The 16,920-nt window shown below is 53.6% G+C and carries 15 protein-coding genes; 4 read left to right on the forward strand and 11 right to left on the reverse strand.

Annotation, left to right across the window (positions count from 1 at the left end; translation table 11 throughout):
• Nucleotides 1–221: 221 nt before the first annotated feature.
• The 3 genes from COO92_RS11280 to COO92_RS11290 all read right to left on the reverse strand — a co-directional run bounded on the left by COO92_RS11280 (nucleotide 222) and on the right by COO92_RS11290 (nucleotide 5,365).
• On the reverse strand, nucleotides 222–3,416 hold the full coding sequence (locus COO92_RS11280; protein WP_101302585.1) for an efflux RND transporter permease subunit: 3,195 nt from the start codon (nucleotides 3,414–3,416) through the stop codon (nucleotides 222–224).
• Between the two features lie 25 nt (nucleotides 3,417–3,441).
• Nucleotides 3,442–4,665: an efflux RND transporter periplasmic adaptor subunit gene (locus COO92_RS11285; protein WP_101302154.1), complete on the reverse strand. Its 1,224-nt coding sequence runs from the start codon at nucleotides 4,663–4,665 to the stop codon at nucleotides 3,442–3,444.
• A 115-nt stretch (nucleotides 4,666–4,780) separates the two neighbouring features.
• Complete coding sequence (locus COO92_RS11290) at nucleotides 4,781–5,365, reverse strand: PadR family transcriptional regulator (RefSeq protein ID WP_101302156.1); 585 nt, start codon at nucleotides 5,363–5,365, stop codon at nucleotides 4,781–4,783.
• Between the two features lie 397 nt (nucleotides 5,366–5,762).
• Between COO92_RS11290 and COO92_RS11295 the strand changes: the two genes are divergently transcribed.
• Both COO92_RS11295 and COO92_RS11300 read left to right on the forward strand, forming a co-directional pair.
• Complete coding sequence (locus COO92_RS11295) at nucleotides 5,763–7,088, forward strand: helix-turn-helix domain-containing protein (protein ID WP_101302158.1); 1,326 nt, start codon at nucleotides 5,763–5,765, stop codon at nucleotides 7,086–7,088.
• On the forward strand, nucleotides 7,066–7,812 hold the full coding sequence (locus COO92_RS11300) for a methyltransferase family protein (protein ID WP_240626406.1): 747 nt from the start codon (nucleotides 7,066–7,068) through the stop codon (nucleotides 7,810–7,812). Before COO92_RS11295 ends, COO92_RS11300 begins: the two co-directional genes overlap by 23 nt.
• 69 nt (nucleotides 7,813–7,881) lie before the next feature.
• Here COO92_RS11300 and COO92_RS11305 read toward each other — a convergent pair whose 3' ends face one another.
• From COO92_RS11305 to COO92_RS11335, 7 genes are all read right to left on the reverse strand, one after another.
• The gene (locus COO92_RS11305) at nucleotides 7,882–8,211 is read right to left on the reverse strand and encodes a hypothetical protein (RefSeq protein WP_101302587.1); all 330 of its coding nucleotides are present in this window, start codon (nucleotides 8,209–8,211) and stop codon (nucleotides 7,882–7,884) included.
• 256 nt (nucleotides 8,212–8,467) lie between these two features.
• Nucleotides 8,468–8,770, reverse strand: a complete 303-nt coding sequence (locus tag COO92_RS11310; RefSeq protein WP_101302161.1) for a hypothetical protein — start codon at nucleotides 8,768–8,770, stop codon at nucleotides 8,468–8,470.
• A gap of 81 nt (nucleotides 8,771–8,851) precedes the next feature.
• Nucleotides 8,852–9,013 carry a hypothetical protein gene (locus COO92_RS22080; protein WP_165792330.1) on the reverse strand — a complete coding sequence of 54 codons (162 nt, stop codon included), beginning with the start codon at nucleotides 9,011–9,013 and terminating at the stop codon, nucleotides 8,852–8,854.
• Nucleotides 9,014–9,210: 197 nt separating this feature from the next.
• Nucleotides 9,211–9,993: a 7-carboxy-7-deazaguanine synthase QueE gene (queE, locus tag COO92_RS11320; RefSeq protein WP_101302588.1), complete on the reverse strand. Its 783-nt coding sequence runs from the start codon at nucleotides 9,991–9,993 to the stop codon at nucleotides 9,211–9,213.
• On the reverse strand, nucleotides 9,990–10,346 hold the full coding sequence (queD, locus tag COO92_RS11325) for a 6-carboxytetrahydropterin synthase QueD (RefSeq protein ID WP_101302164.1): 357 nt from the start codon (nucleotides 10,344–10,346) through the stop codon (nucleotides 9,990–9,992). The genes queE and queD overlap by 4 nt, the downstream gene beginning before the upstream one ends.
• 171 nt (nucleotides 10,347–10,517) lie before the next feature.
• Nucleotides 10,518–11,255, reverse strand: coding sequence for a 7-cyano-7-deazaguanine synthase QueC (gene queC, locus COO92_RS11330; RefSeq protein ID WP_240626407.1), 738 nt, complete (start codon nucleotides 11,253–11,255; stop codon nucleotides 10,518–10,520).
• A 175-nt stretch (nucleotides 11,256–11,430) separates the two neighbouring features.
• Entirely contained in the window at nucleotides 11,431–12,309 is an 879-nt protein-coding gene (locus COO92_RS11335) for a class I SAM-dependent methyltransferase (protein ID WP_240626408.1), read from the reverse strand.
• A 141-nt stretch (nucleotides 12,310–12,450) separates the two neighbouring features.
• Between COO92_RS11335 and COO92_RS11340 the strand changes: the two genes are divergently transcribed.
• Both COO92_RS11340 and COO92_RS11345 read left to right on the forward strand, forming a co-directional pair.
• Nucleotides 12,451–13,902: a hypothetical protein gene (locus COO92_RS11340; RefSeq protein WP_101302170.1), complete on the forward strand. Its 1,452-nt coding sequence runs from the start codon at nucleotides 12,451–12,453 to the stop codon at nucleotides 13,900–13,902.
• Nucleotides 13,903–14,098: 196 nt separating this feature from the next.
• Nucleotides 14,099–15,871, forward strand: coding sequence for an ATP-dependent nuclease (locus tag COO92_RS11345; protein ID WP_101302171.1), 1,773 nt, complete (start codon nucleotides 14,099–14,101; stop codon nucleotides 15,869–15,871).
• A gap of 93 nt (nucleotides 15,872–15,964) precedes the next feature.
• Here the strand turns inward: COO92_RS11345 and COO92_RS11350 are convergent, their stop codons facing one another.
• Nucleotides 15,965–16,633: a DUF5610 domain-containing protein gene (locus tag COO92_RS11350; RefSeq protein WP_101302173.1), complete on the reverse strand. Its 669-nt coding sequence runs from the start codon at nucleotides 16,631–16,633 to the stop codon at nucleotides 15,965–15,967.
• Nucleotides 16,634–16,920: the final 287 nt, after the last annotated feature.

Raw genomic sequence — 16,920 nt, forward strand, 5'->3', positions numbered from 1 at the left:
CTTAGCGATAAGGATAAGCCAGAAACCCTTATCAAAATATGTATGTAAGGCGATACAAACCTTAAAGAGGGGCGCTGTCGTGGTGAAAAACTGACCAGAAAACCGTTCCGGCAGTGTTTTGGGCCATGAGCCTAAAGATAACCAGCCCCCAAACGGGGAAGTTTGGGGGCTGGTCTAACCGCGCGGCGGGGTCGGGGGGGAAGTGTCGCGCGGCTATTGGGTTAACGCGAGGTCGCGGGCCTGACCTTGCCCATCACCCCGGACGCCTTTTGTCCAATCCATGGTTTAAATCGCCTGAAACTGCCCCCCATCTTGTGGCGCATCATCAACGCACACGGGGTAAAGATCAGTGTCAGGGCAGTGGCAAACGCCAGACCAAACGCAATGGAGGTTGAAAGCTGCACCCACCACTGGGTCGATGGTGCACCGATGCTGACGTCGCGGGCGGTGAAATCGATATTGATCTGAAGCACCATCGGTACCAGACCCAGAATGGTCGTCACCGTGGTCAGCATCACCGGACGCAAACGTTGCGCACCGGTTTGCAGGATCGCCGCCTCGATACTGCCAGCGGTATGTTTAAGCCGGTCAAACGTATCAATCAGAACGATGTTGTTGTTCACAACAATCCCCGCCAGTGCCACCACCCCGATGCCATTCATCACGATGGAAAACGCCTGCCCGGTTATCATCAGGCCAAGGAACACGCCTGCTGTCGACATGATGATCGCAATCATGATCAGCAATGAGCTTGAGATGCTGTTAAACTGGGTCACCAGAATAATGAACATAATGAACAGCGCGACCGTAAAGGCGTTCACCAGGAAGTCAGCCGATTTTTGCTGTTCTTCATCCTGACCTTTGAATTCGACCGACACGCGTGGATCGATATCAAGGCCGCTCATCCATGCTTTGACTTCACCAAGCTTGGTATCGACCAGAACACCATCCTGAACGTCGGCCTTGACCGTAAGCGCACGGCGGCTGTCAACACGGGTCAGCGTACCGGTTTTAAGTTTTGGCGTGCGTTTGACAAAATTCGCCAGCGGCACCAATCCCTTTTCGGTCGCAATCTGAAGGTTGTTAAGCTCATCAAGGGATCGATACTTGGCCGGGAACCGCCCGACAATGTCGATTTCCTCGGTGGAATCATCGGGGCGATAGGTCGAAAAATCGATCCCGTTGGTCACCAGTTTAATCACATTGCCAATCTGATTGATGTCGGCGCCAAATTTAAGCGCCTGTGCGCGATCAACGCTAAATTCCCAATCAATACCGGGTGGTGACTTACCGTCCTCGTAATTGTACATGCCGCCGATTTCCTGCAATCCCGCAACCAGTTTGCTTGCGGTTTCGTCAAGAAGTTCGGGATAGAACGACCGCAACTGGATCTGGATATCCTTGCCTTGCGGCGGTCCTGCTTCTGCGGCGCGCACCTCTACCTGAATGCCGGCCAGATCGGCGGTTTCGCTCAGAATGCGTTTTTCAATTTCGGTGGCCTTGGGCCGTGTTTGCCAATCGGCATATTCAAGCTGGACCACACCAATCACGTCTTCGGCGGCCTCATTACCCCCCGCACCATTGCCTGACCGGGCATAGACGGTATCAAACCAGTTCTGACCTTCGTGATGGGTATCAAGCGCCAGAATACGGTCTTCGACTTCTTTGAGCAGCGCATCCTGTTCGTAATAAGACATGTTGCCGCGTGCACGGACCTGAACAACGGCGAGTTCCGGTTCAACTTCGGGGAAAAATTCAACCCCCTTGCCAAGAACACCAAATGAATACCAGACCGTCCCCAGAACGATGAAGGCCGCCGGAACAATCGCCCAGTAATAACGAAGCGACCCGCGCAGTAGCCGGATATAGAACCCGGTGCCACCTTTGACCTTGTCAATGTCATCGGCATGGTCGGCGGCAATGGCCTGCAAGCTTTCATTCGATGTTGCACCGGGCTTGCCAAACCATGCGCCAACGGTCGGGACAAATATCAATGCCATGGCAAGCGACGCGGTCAGGGTAAACAGCACCGTAATCGGCAGGAACTTCATGAATTCGCCAACCACGTCTGGCCAGAATGCCAGAGGCAGGAAGGCCGCAAGTGTCGTTGCCGTCGATGCAATGATTGGCATTGCCATGCGTTTGGCCGCCAGTGGATAGGCTTTGCTACGATGCAGGCCGTCGATCATCTTACGATCGGCATATTCGGTGACAACAATCGCCCCGTCGACCAGCATCCCGACCGCCAAAATCAGGCTGAACAGCACAACGATATTGACCGTCATGCCCAGCCCCCAAAGGATCAAAATGGCTGTGAGGAACGACCCGGGGATCGCAAGGCCGACCAGCAAACCCGACCGCCAGCCAAGCGACCAGATCACCACAACCATCACCAGCAAGACCGCAAGGATCACACTGTTTTGCAGGTCATTGAGCATCGTTCGAATGTCAGATGATTTGTCCTGCGAATAGCTGATGGTCAGGTTGGGTGGAAACGCCTGTTGAGCTTCGGCCGTGGTGGCTTTGATCGCGTCAATCACCTCGATGATGTTTTCACCAACGCGTTTGGATACTTCAATCGCGATTGCGGGCTGTCCGTTCAAACGGGCAAAGCTCTGAGCATCTTTAAACGTCCGGCGGACTTCACCGATATCGCGGAAACGAATGACGGAATCACCATCAACAATCAACGGCATATCAAGGATGTCATTGACCGATTCAAACAGGCCGGGAACCTTGATGTTAAAGCGCCCCGTGCCGGTATCGACCGCCCCCGCAGCCACCAGTGCGTTCGAATTACGCACAAGCGATACGATGTCGATGCCATTCAGCCGATAGGCCTCGATCTTCATCGGATCAATGATGAATTCGACCAGTTCTTCACGGTCCCCGGCAAGGTTGGCCTCAAGAACCGCAGGCAATCCTTCGATAGAATCTTTCAGATCGCGCGCCATGCGCAGCAATGCACGCTCTGGCACATCGCCTGACAGGGTGACAACCAGAACCGGGAACAGCGACAGATTGACCTCATGGACCTCGGGGTCGTCGGTGTCATCAGGCAATTCGGATTTGGCGATATCAACCCGTTCGCGGACATCGGCAAGAGCCTCGTCGATATCGACATCGGAATAAAATTCAAGCGTGACCGAGGCCCCGTCCTGATAGGACTGGGAACTCATTTCCTTCACGCCCTCAATGCTGCGCAGTTCCTGTTCCATCGGACGCAGCAAAAGACGTTCGGCATCTTCGGGCGATACGCCGTCATGATGCATGGTAACGTATAAAACCGGGATCTGAACATCCGGATCGGCTTCTTTGGGGATGGTGTTATAGCCAACCCAACCCGCCGCCAGCAAAAGGATCAGAACCAGAATAACCGTGCGTGATCTGTGTAATGCGTGATCAATCAGGGACATTTTCATTGCTCCTCATGTCCACGCATCAGCGCGCGACTTTTTCCGACAGGGTGGTCGCACTTTGGTCATCGGCATCCGTCTTGGCGTCTTTCACCTTGGTCGGGATCGGCAGGCCGTTTTCATCTGTTTCCAGATGCACGACATCGACAGTCGCCCCTTCCTTGACCCAGTCATGGCCGACAACGATCAGTTCGAACTTTTCGGGCAGGCCACCAATCCAGACCCGTTCACGATTGCCGCCCTGAAGCTCGACCGGCAGGAAATCGACCTTGTTGCCATCAACCACAGAACGCACACCAAGTGCGCCTTCGTCATTGAGCGTCAAAACAGATGGCAGAACCTGATGGGCACGTTTGGTGCCAACTGGAATTTCCATCTCGGCAGTCATGCCGTCGGGAATGGAAAGATCGCTATTGTCGATTTCAACTTCGACCCGGAAAGTGCGCGTGCTGTTGTCAGCAACCCGCGCGGCATACCGCACGATGCCGTCATATTCAGTTCCGTCATACAGCCGCACATGGGCAAGCTGGCCCAGATCAATTGCCCGGATCGAATGTTCAGGCACATGGGCGACCACCAACATCGGGTCTGCCTTGATTAGGGTTGCAACCGGATCCCCAATCGACATCAGATCGCCGATGTCTGCGGGCAGGTTTTCAATAATGCCGTCAAACGGGGCGCGGATTTCGGTGTGGTTCAATTCGGTTTGCGCGATTTTAAGGTCAGCACGTGCTTCTTCAAGCAGGGCCAACGTTTGGGCAACACCGGTTTTCGACCGATAGTTCTTTTCGGCCAGACTTTCGGCGGCCTTGCTTTCAAGTTCACGCTGGGCGACAAGCGCACGCGCCTTTTCGACCTGTGCCATACGGCCATCAACGGCCAGCTTGGCAATCAGATCGCCCTTGTTGATCGGCTGACCTTTGGCGATGCCAAGTTCAACAACGCTTGCTTCGGTTTCCGCGCGAATTTCAACGGAAATGACCGCCTCTGTTCGACCCGATACTCTTAGGAAATCAACATGATCAACCGCATTGCTGGTGATGGTTCGAACACTGGCATGCGGCTGCTCAGCTCCATCGGTGCCGGTTGCGTTCGCAGTCCCTGACGCACCTGCACCTGTCGTGCTGGCGTCATCACCCTGTGCCATGGCGGCGTCATCGGCAGTATCGTCTCCGACCAGATAGGCCGAGCCAATCCATATGACGGTCCCAACGACCAGAAAAATGGCAATAAGCCGTGATGCATTCATGTTCTTGTTCCCTCAAATATTCCGGTGGCGGAATGCGTCTTTGACATTTAGGCGTAGGCACGTCTTTGGCTGGTGATCAGATGTCGTCCGGGGCCGTTCGGGGCTTGCCGTCTGATCAGGACTTTTTGGACTTGAAGGCCTTCAAATCTTTGATCAGGTCCTGTTTGTTGTCTTTGATGAATTTCACCGTGGCATCGCACATTGCCTGACCCAGTCCGGCAACGAACTTGCAACCGGGCTTGATATTGCCGTCATCATCTCGGCCGGGGCCCGATGCACAGTCCTCTTTGTCCGGGTTGTTCGGATCAATCAGGTTGTTCATGGTTTCATAGCGAACGGCAAATTCATCTATCAGCGCCTCGGTCAGCTCAATCGGAAGCTCCTCGGCAAAGGTCAGCGTGAACAGAATATCGGAACGGTACCGATCTTCCGCCGGACGGTTTTGCAACAGGGTGCGGATGAATTTCTGTCGGCCATCAGACGTCAGCCGATAGATTTTCTTGTCCGGGCGGTTTTCCTGTTCGTGTTCGACAAACGTCACAAGCCCGTCTTGTGTCAGTTTGGTCAAAGCCGGATAGATCGAGCCAAGCGACGCGATTTGAAAATGGCTAAACGGGCCATCTTCAAACATCTTGCGGATTTCATATCCGGTCGCTTCCCCGCCCATCAGGGCGCCCAGGCAAAGTGTACGTACATCCATATTCTGTTCAGTGTCCTTTTTGACTTCCCCCGAACTGACGGCGTACTGGCGGGGGAAGATGCCAGAACGACTATATCAGCTCGATATATGTCGGAGTGTCATATATCGAACTGATATAGTCAATAGAATACGGGCGAAAATTCTGTGACGATCTTTCCACCAGGACGATCCATGATGGTGCGATGTTACAGACAGCCCGTAAAATTCTATGGCCGCACATCAAGGGGATGTTGATCGGTTGGTCGCCAAATTGTCTTAAAATGCGACATCCTGCGTCCGTTTGTACATAGTCGGACGCTTTTCACGTCCGACTATGTCTATTGAAACGATATAGTTGGACTGATGGGGCAAAACGGACCAACGCAGATGCAATATAAATGATCAGGAGCATGCCGGAATGGCGGGTTGGACGGACTATGTAAGTGTCGTGGTTGCGGTGATCGGATTGGCGCAGGCGGTATTCTTATGTCTGCTGCTACGCTCCGAAGGCGGGCGGGCGTTTGGCGCGAACCGCTGGATGATCCTGTTTATCATCACCATCGCTTTTAATTTGATCGAAGACGTTGCCGATATCTTCGTCATTGGTGACAGTGAAAGGCTGCTGAACCTGTTTTTCGGGCCAGTCAATTTCGTGATCGCACCCGCTGTCTATCTGTACTTCCGTGAAATATCGGGAAACCCGTCACGCCGACCATGGGTGCATTTCATTCCTGCCCTGATTGTTTTCAATCTGATGGGCTGGACGGTTTTCCGTCAGGAAGAACAGACCGGGGCTCTTTCGATGGCCGAGATCGTCGATGCAATTTGCTGGGGCGCCATTTTCGTTCAGATATCGGCTTATATAGCACTTCTGTGGCGTGTGGCATGTCGTTACTTCCGCCAGACACAAGTACAGCTCGGCGCGGATCGAAAGGCGATGCAACGCTGGATGTGGGTTATTCTGGGCGGCGTGACGTTTGCTTTTATTTCCGTGGCCGTGGGGCGGATTATCGGACTTTATATGCCTGACAGTACGGACATGTTTGGCACCGAAATCGCCTTCACCCTCGCGCTGTTTGCCATGAGTTATGAAACCGCGACCCGCCCGGTTCTATTTGTCATGCCCGACTGGCCATCCGATTTTGAATCCGACGACATCAGGGGCGGCGGCGACCTTTCACGTCCATCAAACGTATCAAATCTGCCCAATCGTAACATGTCCGATGCGAGTACCGGCTCAATTACCAGTGTGGCGGCCCGAAGTGCTGATGCGACAGAAAAAGTACGTCCGGCAACAACCGAGCCGACAGGCGTGCGGCCGTTACTCGATGAGGACGGGGTTGAACGGGTGGTCGCCTTACTGGGGGATTTTCAACGGCGTGGTGACATCCTGAATGATCCGCTGGTGTCGATGCCAAAGCTTGCACGTGCAGTTGGCGTATCGCCCAATCAGCTGTCTTATGTGCTTAATCATCATATTGGGCAGAATTTCTTTGATTTCGTCAACAGTGCCCGGATCGAGGAAGCCCGATCGGTCTTGCTGCTGGAACCTGATCGCACCATTCTTGATGTGGCGCTCAGTGTCGGGTTCAATTCGAAATCGACGTTCAATCTGGCGTTTAAGAAAATGACCGGTGAAACCCCAAGTGCGGTGCGCGAGGCGGCAAAGAAGGCGGAAAATCAACAACCCGACGCGTCCGGTGTAGCACCCGAACGACCAGATGCGCAGCATAGGACGCCATAACAGTAATTTGACGATAGAGCTTCTGCAGTTTTTAGTGCAGGAGCCCAAGAAAATGTATCGCCAGTCTAAGGCCCATTCCCCCAATAAAGGGACAAAAACCGTAGCACCGACGGCCGATGATCTGCGACAGATACAGCGTCGTCGAAAACTGGTTCTGCGGATTGGGGTCGTGATGCTCTTGGTTTTGGTGGCCGGAAGTCAATCGATGGCTGCCCGCGAAGGCTATCTTCACCAGATGATCACGACGATTGGAATTGTTGCGATTGCAATCTGTATTTTCGGTCGGGGGTGGTGTTCGCTTTATATTGGCGGACGCAAGAGAACCGAACTGGTGACGCGTGGTCCATATTCTATCTGTCGTAACCCGCTTTATGTTTTCAGCTTTATTGGCGCTTTCGGGTGTGGGGCACAGACCGGCAGTGTGACGATGGGTTTTATCTTTGCTCTGGGATGCTGGCTGGTACTTCGAAGCGTCGTTTTGCGTGAAGAGGCAATGTTGGCTGAACGGTTCGGCGTGGTCTTCACGCGCTATCAAAACACGGTGGCACGCTTTCGGCCGACCTGGTTCCGCTGGCAAGATGAAAACAAACTGATCTGCCAACCATCATTATATCTTGCCACCACACGCGATGCCCTGTGGTTTCTAATCGCAATCCCGGTGTTTGAAGGTGTGAAGCTCTTGCAAGATCACGGCTGGCTGATGCCACAGATCAGGTTGCCGTAACATATACGGGCGGGGCGAGGTTCCGGGGTTGGGGGTGAGCAGCCTCTATCGGGTTTGGCTAAGGCTTTCTCAGGCCGCATCATCCTCTGGCTGGCCACCATGCGATATGATCATTTGCTTGCGATCAGAAGCCCGCAGCGGATCAGAATCAAGGGCAAGTGCCGCCTCAAGTTTTTGCGGATCAACAGTCAGGATGTTGGTGGCTTCGCTTTTGTCTTTGTCCGACCAGATATGGACATGACATTCAAGCGCGATGTAGCGGCGCATGGGCGCGTCAAGATCAAGCTTTTCAAGCGTATCGATCTCATATTCACCTGCGGGCAGCAATCCGTCATGACCGGGCAGGTGGGTTGGATGAAAGAACGTCACCGTGCGATGGGTTGTGCGGGTAATGCTCATGATCATGGCTCCTTCGAGCAACCGGCGCGTCGCGATGCGATCTGTTGATACGCACAGCGTTCCGGCAGTTTGACAGGGCCCGTGTTCCCGATTTTGATCCCGATCTTTCGGGGCATCCTGTTGCGGGCAGGGACCCTGAAACAACATGCGTGCTATTTTGCAAGTTAGGCGCGAAATAGCTTCTACCTATAATATGGTAAGGTTGCTGCGAATGTGCAATTCCATACCCGCTATGTCTTTGACATCAAACATATTTTTAGCGGTTTGAAACCTCTATCGGGGTGGATGGTGCACCCAGAAAGGCCGCGTCCTTGGCAAGGGCGGCGTCCAGATCCGTCGGAGTGACGCTTAAAATCCGTTCGGACATCATGCCGTTGATTTTGGTCCGCAGGTGCAGTTCCGTCGACACCCGGCGATAGGCCGTGATCGAGACGCTTTCGATCAGTTCTTCGGTGGTGTCGACCACGTATTTTCCCGCCGGAAAAAGGTCTTTAAACCCGCTAAGCTGAAACGGATGGCGAAACGTAACTGTCTGGTTGGATGTGCGCGAAATGGTCATGATTCTGGTGCCCTGTAACGTTGGCGAACGGTAAAACAACGACGGAGGGGCATGCCCCTCCGTCCGTGCAAAGATCAAAGATCAGTCGTTCGCACCTTGATGCGGGGCGGGCATCGGGGCGTGTTCTGCGGCCGATTTATCGGGCAGCGATCCGGGCGCATCGCGTGTGACGCCGTCCAATGGCTGAATGGGGATGTTTTTGACCGTTTCGGGATGGGTTTTGGAAAAATCGCGAAATGACATGATCTGTACTTTCCATGGTGAAGCACAAAATGCGCTTCCTTGTTGGAAATGTAGAGGATCGGCGCAATAGCAAATCGCGATGATCAATCCAGTGGCATCGGCAACCGCCATCCCCATGATAAGGATCAGCAATTTGGGATAAAATATATTTTCATATCATCAGATGAAATAAAACCAGTGCGCCCAACCACCGATCCCTATACCCCGCGCAGATTGCCCCAGACATGCACATGCCATTGCGGCAACACGCGCACATCAAACCATTTGCGTTTGGCGACTTCATCGACCAGCCAGCGATAGCGCGCCGTCAGCCCGTCAAGATCAACACCGTCCGCGCCATCGGGATGGGGTTCGGCGGGCGTTGTATTGACCGGCTGCACACAGACCGGAATGCCGGTGTGAAGTTTTCGCACATGATCGGCAAACAGAAGGTCAGCCTCATCACGCACCGGAAATTTCAACGTGATCGCCGGGCCGGAAAGCATCCCCTTGGCATTGGCCGCATCAATGCAGGCGTTAAGCGCATCGGCGTCAAAGCTGGTCGAGGCACTGGGCGGTTTGGGGCTGATGGTCAGGTAATTCAGATCGGCAAACCAGTCCTTGGCGATACTGCCCTGCGTTTCAATCGCAAAGCTAAAGCCTTCTTTCTGACCGAGCTCAATCAACCGGCCCAATGGCTGGATCGCCGGATTGCCGCCCGAAAGGGTAATCAGGATCGGCGCACCACCGGTCAGCTTTTTGACTTCATCAAGCACCGCATCCGGGCTCATCGGTTTCCAGTCGGCGCGAAAGGCCGGATCAACCGCATAGAGCGTATCACACCACGCACAGCGAAAATCACAGCCGCCCGTGCGCACAAACACCGTCGGCGTGCCAATCAGGGTGCCTTCGCCCTGCACGGTGGGGCCGAAAATCTCCGATATGCGGATTTTATCGCGCGACTGCGACATATCTGCCAAGTGCGGGTCTTGAACGGTCATGGCCGATATTCCGCCCATGTTTTCGGGGTTTCCGAAACCCGCACAGCCGATACTTCCGGCCAGCGATCATGGGCCCAGTCATAGAAAAACAGGGCTAGTTGTTCCGCCGTCGGATGATCGTGACCCAGAACTTCATTGAGGTGCCGATGATCAAATTCATCATCAATCATGCGTTTAAGCGGCCCAAGTTCACGGTAATCACGCACGAACCCGCGCGCATCAAGGGTCGCCCCCTTAAGCTCCACCTCGACAATATAGTTATGGCCATGCAGGCGCGAACAGGGGTGATCGGCATCAAGTCCGGCCAGCTGGTGGCTGGCGGAAAAGGCGAATTGTTTGGTGATGGTAAACATCGGTTTTCTTTCGGTGTTTCTTTGGTGCGGCGACCATGCGGCGCGAGGTTCCCGCCTTGGCGGGAATGACCTACGTTCCTTTTTACAAAGGAAGCCCCGTCATGACAGCTTCGGCGGGCATCCATGGTCCATGTCGCTGCACATAAATTGTATGAGGATTACTTTGCGGTGTTATCCCGGTGCGTTCTGACGGGCAAATTTCCGCGCCACATGCTCGGCGTGGGCCTGTTTCCAGTAATCGCGATCCTCATACACCGTCGGATCTTTCACACACGCCAGCTCAAGCGCTTCGCGCCGCTCAACACAGGTGCCACATCGCCCGCAATGGGTGTCATGGCCCTTGTAGCACGACCATGTCAGGTCAATCGGCACGCCAAGGCGCCCAGCCTCAAGGGCAATGTCGGCCTTCGATACATGGACAAACGGGGTATAGAGCGAAACGTCCTTAACACCGTCAAGCGCATGGTTTTGCATCGTGCCAAACGCACTGATGAAATCGGGGCGGCAATCGGGATAGATGAAATGATCGCCACCATGCACGGCGGTCGCCACCGCATCCGCCCCGGCACTTGCCGCCGCACCAAAGGCCACGGCCAGCATGATGGCATTGCGGTTGGGCACTACGGTGATGCGCATGGTTTCTTGCGCGTAATGGCCATCGGGCACATCAATGTCATCACTGGTCAGGGACGATCCGCCCAAAAGCGCACCGACCGACGTCAAATCAACAATGTGATGTTTAACCCCAAGATCACGCGCGGTACGTGCGGCGTAATCGAGTTCCTTTTTATGGCGTTGGCCATAATCGAACGAAATCAGGGAATGGAGTTTGTGCTCGGCCGCGACCTTATAGGCCAGGGTGACGGAATCCAGCCCGCCAGAGCAGACGACAATCGTCTTCATAGTCATATGTCTTTCGTGTTTTTAACCTGGTGCTACGACAGGGGAACGTACATCGTTCCAAGGCTGCGCGGTGTGCCACGCCATCGGTAAAAAGGCAAGAAAAAACCAAGCACCTCGACCATGTCACATTGGCAGGGATGCTTGGCTTTTGATCAAAATTGCCGGTTAAAAACACGGTTGATTAGGCGTGCGTCCCGCTAAGCACATGAAAACAAATCGGAACCTGGAAATGGCCGTCTTCGATATAGGGGGAAAGTGTTTCAAACATCGCCGCATTAATCGATCCCATCTCCATATCCGATGCTTCGCGCAGGATATGACCAAACAGCATGTCCATCTGCGGTTTCCAGAAGGCAACGGTTTCGGGAATACGCCCCGCCGGGCTGTGGGTGGTGGCCTGAATGCCCCGAAACCCGGCACTTTCAAGGCGCATCATCGATTGATCGACATTGCCAAAGCTAAACGGATCAAGCCCGGCCGCATCGAACCCGATGCCAAGGATATTGCCCAGCACCGCATCCATCGCGGCAAACAACGGATTATCAATCAACGGCGCCCAGACCATAAATACCGCCCGGCCACCGGCCCGCAACACCCGGTGACTTTCGCGCAACGCCAGATCGGGGTCCTCACAAAACATCACGCCAAACCGGCACGACACCACATCAAACGACTGGTCGTCAAACGGCAGGTTTTCCATATTGGCGGGCATGACGGTGATGTTGGCAATGCCGTCTTCTTGGGCGCGCGCACTTAATCCGTCGCACATTTCGGGCACGATATCGGTGGCGGTGACATGGCCGGTCATGCCCGGTGTGTTAGCGCTAACATCGCGCTGCCCCGAAAGCGCACGGGCAAAGGTGAATGCCGGTTCACCCACCCCGGATGCCAGATCAAGTACCGCCAAATCCGCCCCGCCTCTTGCATGGGCAAGGGCGGGCAGATCAACCGCCTCAATCATATGACGATTGATTTTCCCCGCCGCCGGGGCAAGGCGATCGGCCCAGTTGATCCAGTCAGAGGAAAGGTTGTGCCACGTCGTTTGGTCCTGATGGGTCATGATCATCCGAGCTGTCGGTTTAAAGATGCGACGACAATAGGGGGAAAGACGGCCCGAAATAAAGGCAGTTTTGGATTATCTGTTGCCTCACATCCAAACGCGGTCTGCGTCAATAAGCAGACGTTTGGCGACAGGTGATGGATGGCACAACAAAATGACCCAGAAACCGCAATAGCACGCCTTGCCAAATCAGGGGTTCTGATGGTGTTGGCCTGCGTGCTGTATCTTGGATTTGTCGGGACCCTGTTTGCCGGGTTCACCGCCGATATACAGCGCGACATGCTCAGCCGTGAAATCGCCACATCCGCGCCCGGTGATCTGGAACGCATGATCCGCCAAAGCTTTTACGAGGCCGAGCTTCGCGAAGAAATCAAACAATTACAAAGCGATATTCGCAAAACAAATACCGCAGCCCTTGAAAAATTCCGCACCGGACTAACCCTTCGCAAAGATGCGATGGCGGCCTTCTGGCAGGCCTATGACGGTGCCGCCGCCCTAAGCTCAATCCTGATGCAAAACCGCGCAACGTTTGAGGATGATTTTGTTGCCGCCTACCTTGAAGCCATGACGATGGCGCATGATTTTGTCGCCAGCTTTCAGGCGCAAAAGCAAAGCCCGTCTTCTGGTCAAAACCCGCCTTCGGGTCAAGACAACGGCGACACGCAGACATCCGGGCGATTGCACACAGATGACGGGGCACAGATCGTCGCCGCCCTGCGCGCTGCTCTGGCCAAACTGGCCTTTGCAGACACGACAGGCGACATCGGCTTAACGGTTGTCAGCCCGTTTGAACAAGGGGTCTATGACACGGTTGATCAGCTTGGCAAAACGTTTCGACATTTTGAGGGTCTAAACATCCAGTCGCGGGTCGTGTGGGAAAACATCCGGGCGGAGCAACGCCAGGTCGACAAGATTTTACGCAACATGCAGGCCCAGATTGACGAGATCGAAGAAGAACTTGCCCTGAGCACGGGCAAAAAGGAGATCGATCTTTCCGCCCTTGTCGCCCTGTTTCAGAACCCGATTGGCGGGTTTCTGTCCATTCTGGTGCAGTTGCCGACCATCATGCTGACCCTGCTGGTCACGGTCGCCGCCGGGGGATTGGGGGCGGTGGTTGCCTTCACCCGCCAGAATTTTGGGCACAGCTCAAAAGAGACGGCCCCAAACACAGGCCCCGGCCCCCCTCAACCCGGTTCAGATGTGCCCAGTTCAGACCAACCAAGCTCAGACCAACCAAACTCAGACCCGCCCGACCCAGCAGCACATGCGGCCTATATGCCCCATACGTCCTCTGACGTCGCACCGGATGACACCGCGTATGGCCTCATGGCCTCGGCCCGTCTGCTGATGATGACGGGGGAGGGGATTGCCGCCGCAATTGCAATCTTCCTGTTCTCGGAAGCCGGGATGTTGATGCTGACCCAAGGCGGGCCGAATGGCAGCGGGCAGGTCGATATCAGCCCGTATCTTGTGACCTTCATGGCCTTCGTCTCGGGCTTTATGGCCAAGGACGCCTTCAGCAAAATTCAGGACGCCGGGCACAAGATTTTCAAAATCCGCGACAATGACGACGCGTCTGGTATGGGGCTTTGAGGCCGATTTGATACGATCGTGATCGGCAAGGCTGGCTAGATCAACCGCTTCAATCATAGACGATTGAGCAGGGGAAAGGTTGTCCTAAGTCGTCGCTAGATATTCGTTACCCAACAAAAAACTAATTTAGTTCGTGATGGATTTGGCTTTTCGGCTTAGGGTTGAATGAGCGTTCAACTGCTTGATTTAGGGTGAAATGCATAAACTAACAAAGGTTTCCGTCCAAAACTTTAGGTCCATTCGTGAGGCAGACTTTGCTTTGTCTGAATATACGGCATTGGTCGGGAATAATAATGTCGGTAAATCGAACCTATTAAAGGCAATTGGATGGCTACTAAAAAAATCTAGCTTACAGGCTGGCGATTTCTGTGATGAGGGAATGTCGGTGACGGTGGAAGCTACTATTGATGGAATTGATGAGCGGGTTCTTGGGAGCATAGAGCCGAGGCATCGCGATAGGATCGAACCTCATGTGCGCGATGGTAAACTAGTTGTTCGCAGGACACAAATTGCACCAGGGGTCTCGACCAGAGATCTCAATATTGAAGTTTTGGCGGAAGATTTAGACGGTAATCCTAGTTGGGTGGTAAATCCAAATGGAATTGAAGGTTCTATTTCTGGCTTGCTTCCTGAGCCTATCGTTATTGGAGCTATGGAAAACGCAACTGACGATGTCGCTAAGTTCTCAAGTACTTCAACGATAGGAAAGCTACTTAAAGAAGTGATCGATCCTATTAGTGCACGATATGCTGAGGAAGTTTCCGAGGCTTTGTCCCCTGTTGGTGTGAAAATCTCGTCTAATGGTACTGATAAAGATGAGGATTTGCTCAATTTTGACAGAATGATCGCAGATGAGTTGTCACCCTTGTTTCCGGGGGTATCAGCAAAGACGCATATTCCGTTGCCTTCTTTTAGTGATTTTTTTAAGGGGGCAACAATTCGAATATCCGAAGGCGACGCTATCGATCAAGAGCGGGATGTTGGATCGTTTGGACATGGAGTTCAACGGTCTGTGCAGATAGCGCTTATTAAATGCCTTGCAAGAACAAGGGCAGGAGACAGGAATGCAGGCCGTACGACCGTTATTCTGGTTGATGAACCGGAGCTGTATCTTCACCCACAAGCAATTGAGGCAATCAGAGCGGCTTTCGCGGCTCTGGCTGGGAATCAGTATCAATTAATTTTCTCTACCCACTCGCCAGCAATGATCCACAGAAAAGATGTACCTAACACTCTGTTGATGCGAAGGACAGCCGATCTAGGCACATATGCTCTGCCTCGTGTAGCAGAGGCTGTGTCGGACGCGATTGAAAACGCTGACCATCAATCAGACATTTTGTTCTCGCTCGGGAACGCATCACGAATTCTTTTCACTGACAAGGTTGTCTTGTGTGAGGGGAAAACTGAGCGTGTTCTGTTACCTGAGCTGTTCAAAAAGTTGACAGGTCATAGTTTTGACGAACGTAGGATGGCTTTGGTCGAAGTTGATAGCGTCGATAGCGTTGTTAAGACTCGTCAAATCTTATTGAAAATGGGAATCCCAGTCTTTGCTGTTGTTGATCTAGATTTCGCATGTCGGGGGGCTATAAAAAATGATCTAATTGATGCGGATAATGGGGATGTCATTTCATGTAAAGAGACTTTTGCCGCTTTGGCAAGCAAGGGTGTCATTAGTCTTGATGAGGCTGGTTTGCCGAAAAAACATAATGGCGAACCCGCAGCTCGTGCTTACGAGATGTTAGCTCACGAAAACGCAGCCGCAGTCCTTCAACTTCACCAACGTCTCAAAGATGATCATGCAATTTGGGTGTGGCCGATGGGGGCTATCGAAAAGCAACTTGGCTTGGAATCAAAGCAAACTTCCGCTCACAGAGTATTTGTTGAGCGCCTTGAAGATGAGAACTTCATAGAGCAAATACCGGGTATTGACGGCGTCCGCTCGGTAATGAGTTGGCTGGCCGGTGGCTGATTACATCATCGCTTCGGCATTTCTTTAGATAAAAGCCGGTCGAAATTTCGACCGGCTTTCTAATAAATTCCAAACTTGAAGTCGGTCTTGAGGTTACCCGTTCGTCCCATACCGCGGCGCATTGCGCTGGGCGTTGGTGGCGGACTCGGCATAGGCTTGGCTCGCCTGTGCGGTCTGGGTGACCTGCGATTGCAGGACCTGCTCGTCACGTTCCGGGGTTATGTTGGCGGCTTCTTCTGACGGGCTGCTGTTATAAAGCTCGGTCAGGCGCTGCTCGATGGATTTAAGGCCTTCGTTCAGGCGGTCTTCGGTTTCGGTGATGTTGCCGTTGATTTGCTCATTCAGCGCACCGAGGCCTTCAAGGAACTCACGCGCATCATCAAGGCCGCGTTTAATGCCTTCGCTGGCCTTTTCGAAAATCTCGCGGGCTTCGCCTTCGGTATCGGAATTGGCCGCAATCAAATCACCAACGCGGGCCAGAATACGATCAGCCACGGCTTCGGGGGTGTAATCACTGGGATCGGCACCCTGAATGGAAATGCCGGTTGACGACAGGCTTTCATTGATCGCTGCGACGATCTTATCAGCCGATAAAAGATTGGCCGATTGAGAGGACAGGGAAACCGATGTCGCGGCCGCAAAGGCCGATGTGCCGTTGTTCCCGGTTTTGTCCGCGTCACTTTGACCGGGCAAATACGATTGCGCCGAGCGCGAAGAAGCGCCGGTTTGCTGGGACGTCAGGCCGCCAATGGTGATATCCATATTCGTCCTCCCTGGACGAGAGCGTTGAAAGCTGTGCCACACGACTGCACGTGGACCCAAGTACTGATGCGCACACCAAATCCGTGCACAATCAACTACTTGGCAAATACCAACCCCTAATATGGCATGAATGGGGGTAAAAATCCAGTCCTGTGATGGTCTGAGGTTCTGACGAGGGATGGATAACGCGTTAAAAATCGCCCTTCCCGCGCAGGCGGGCAACTCTGGTGTGGGGCATGTGCTGCGATGAGGTTCCCGGCGTCATGTTTCATCTTGCGGGAAGGGCG

Source organism: Thalassospira lohafexi (assembly GCF_002844275.1).
In the GTDB taxonomy this organism is placed as follows: Bacteria; Pseudomonadota; Alphaproteobacteria; order Rhodospirillales; family Thalassospiraceae; genus Thalassospira; species Thalassospira lohafexi.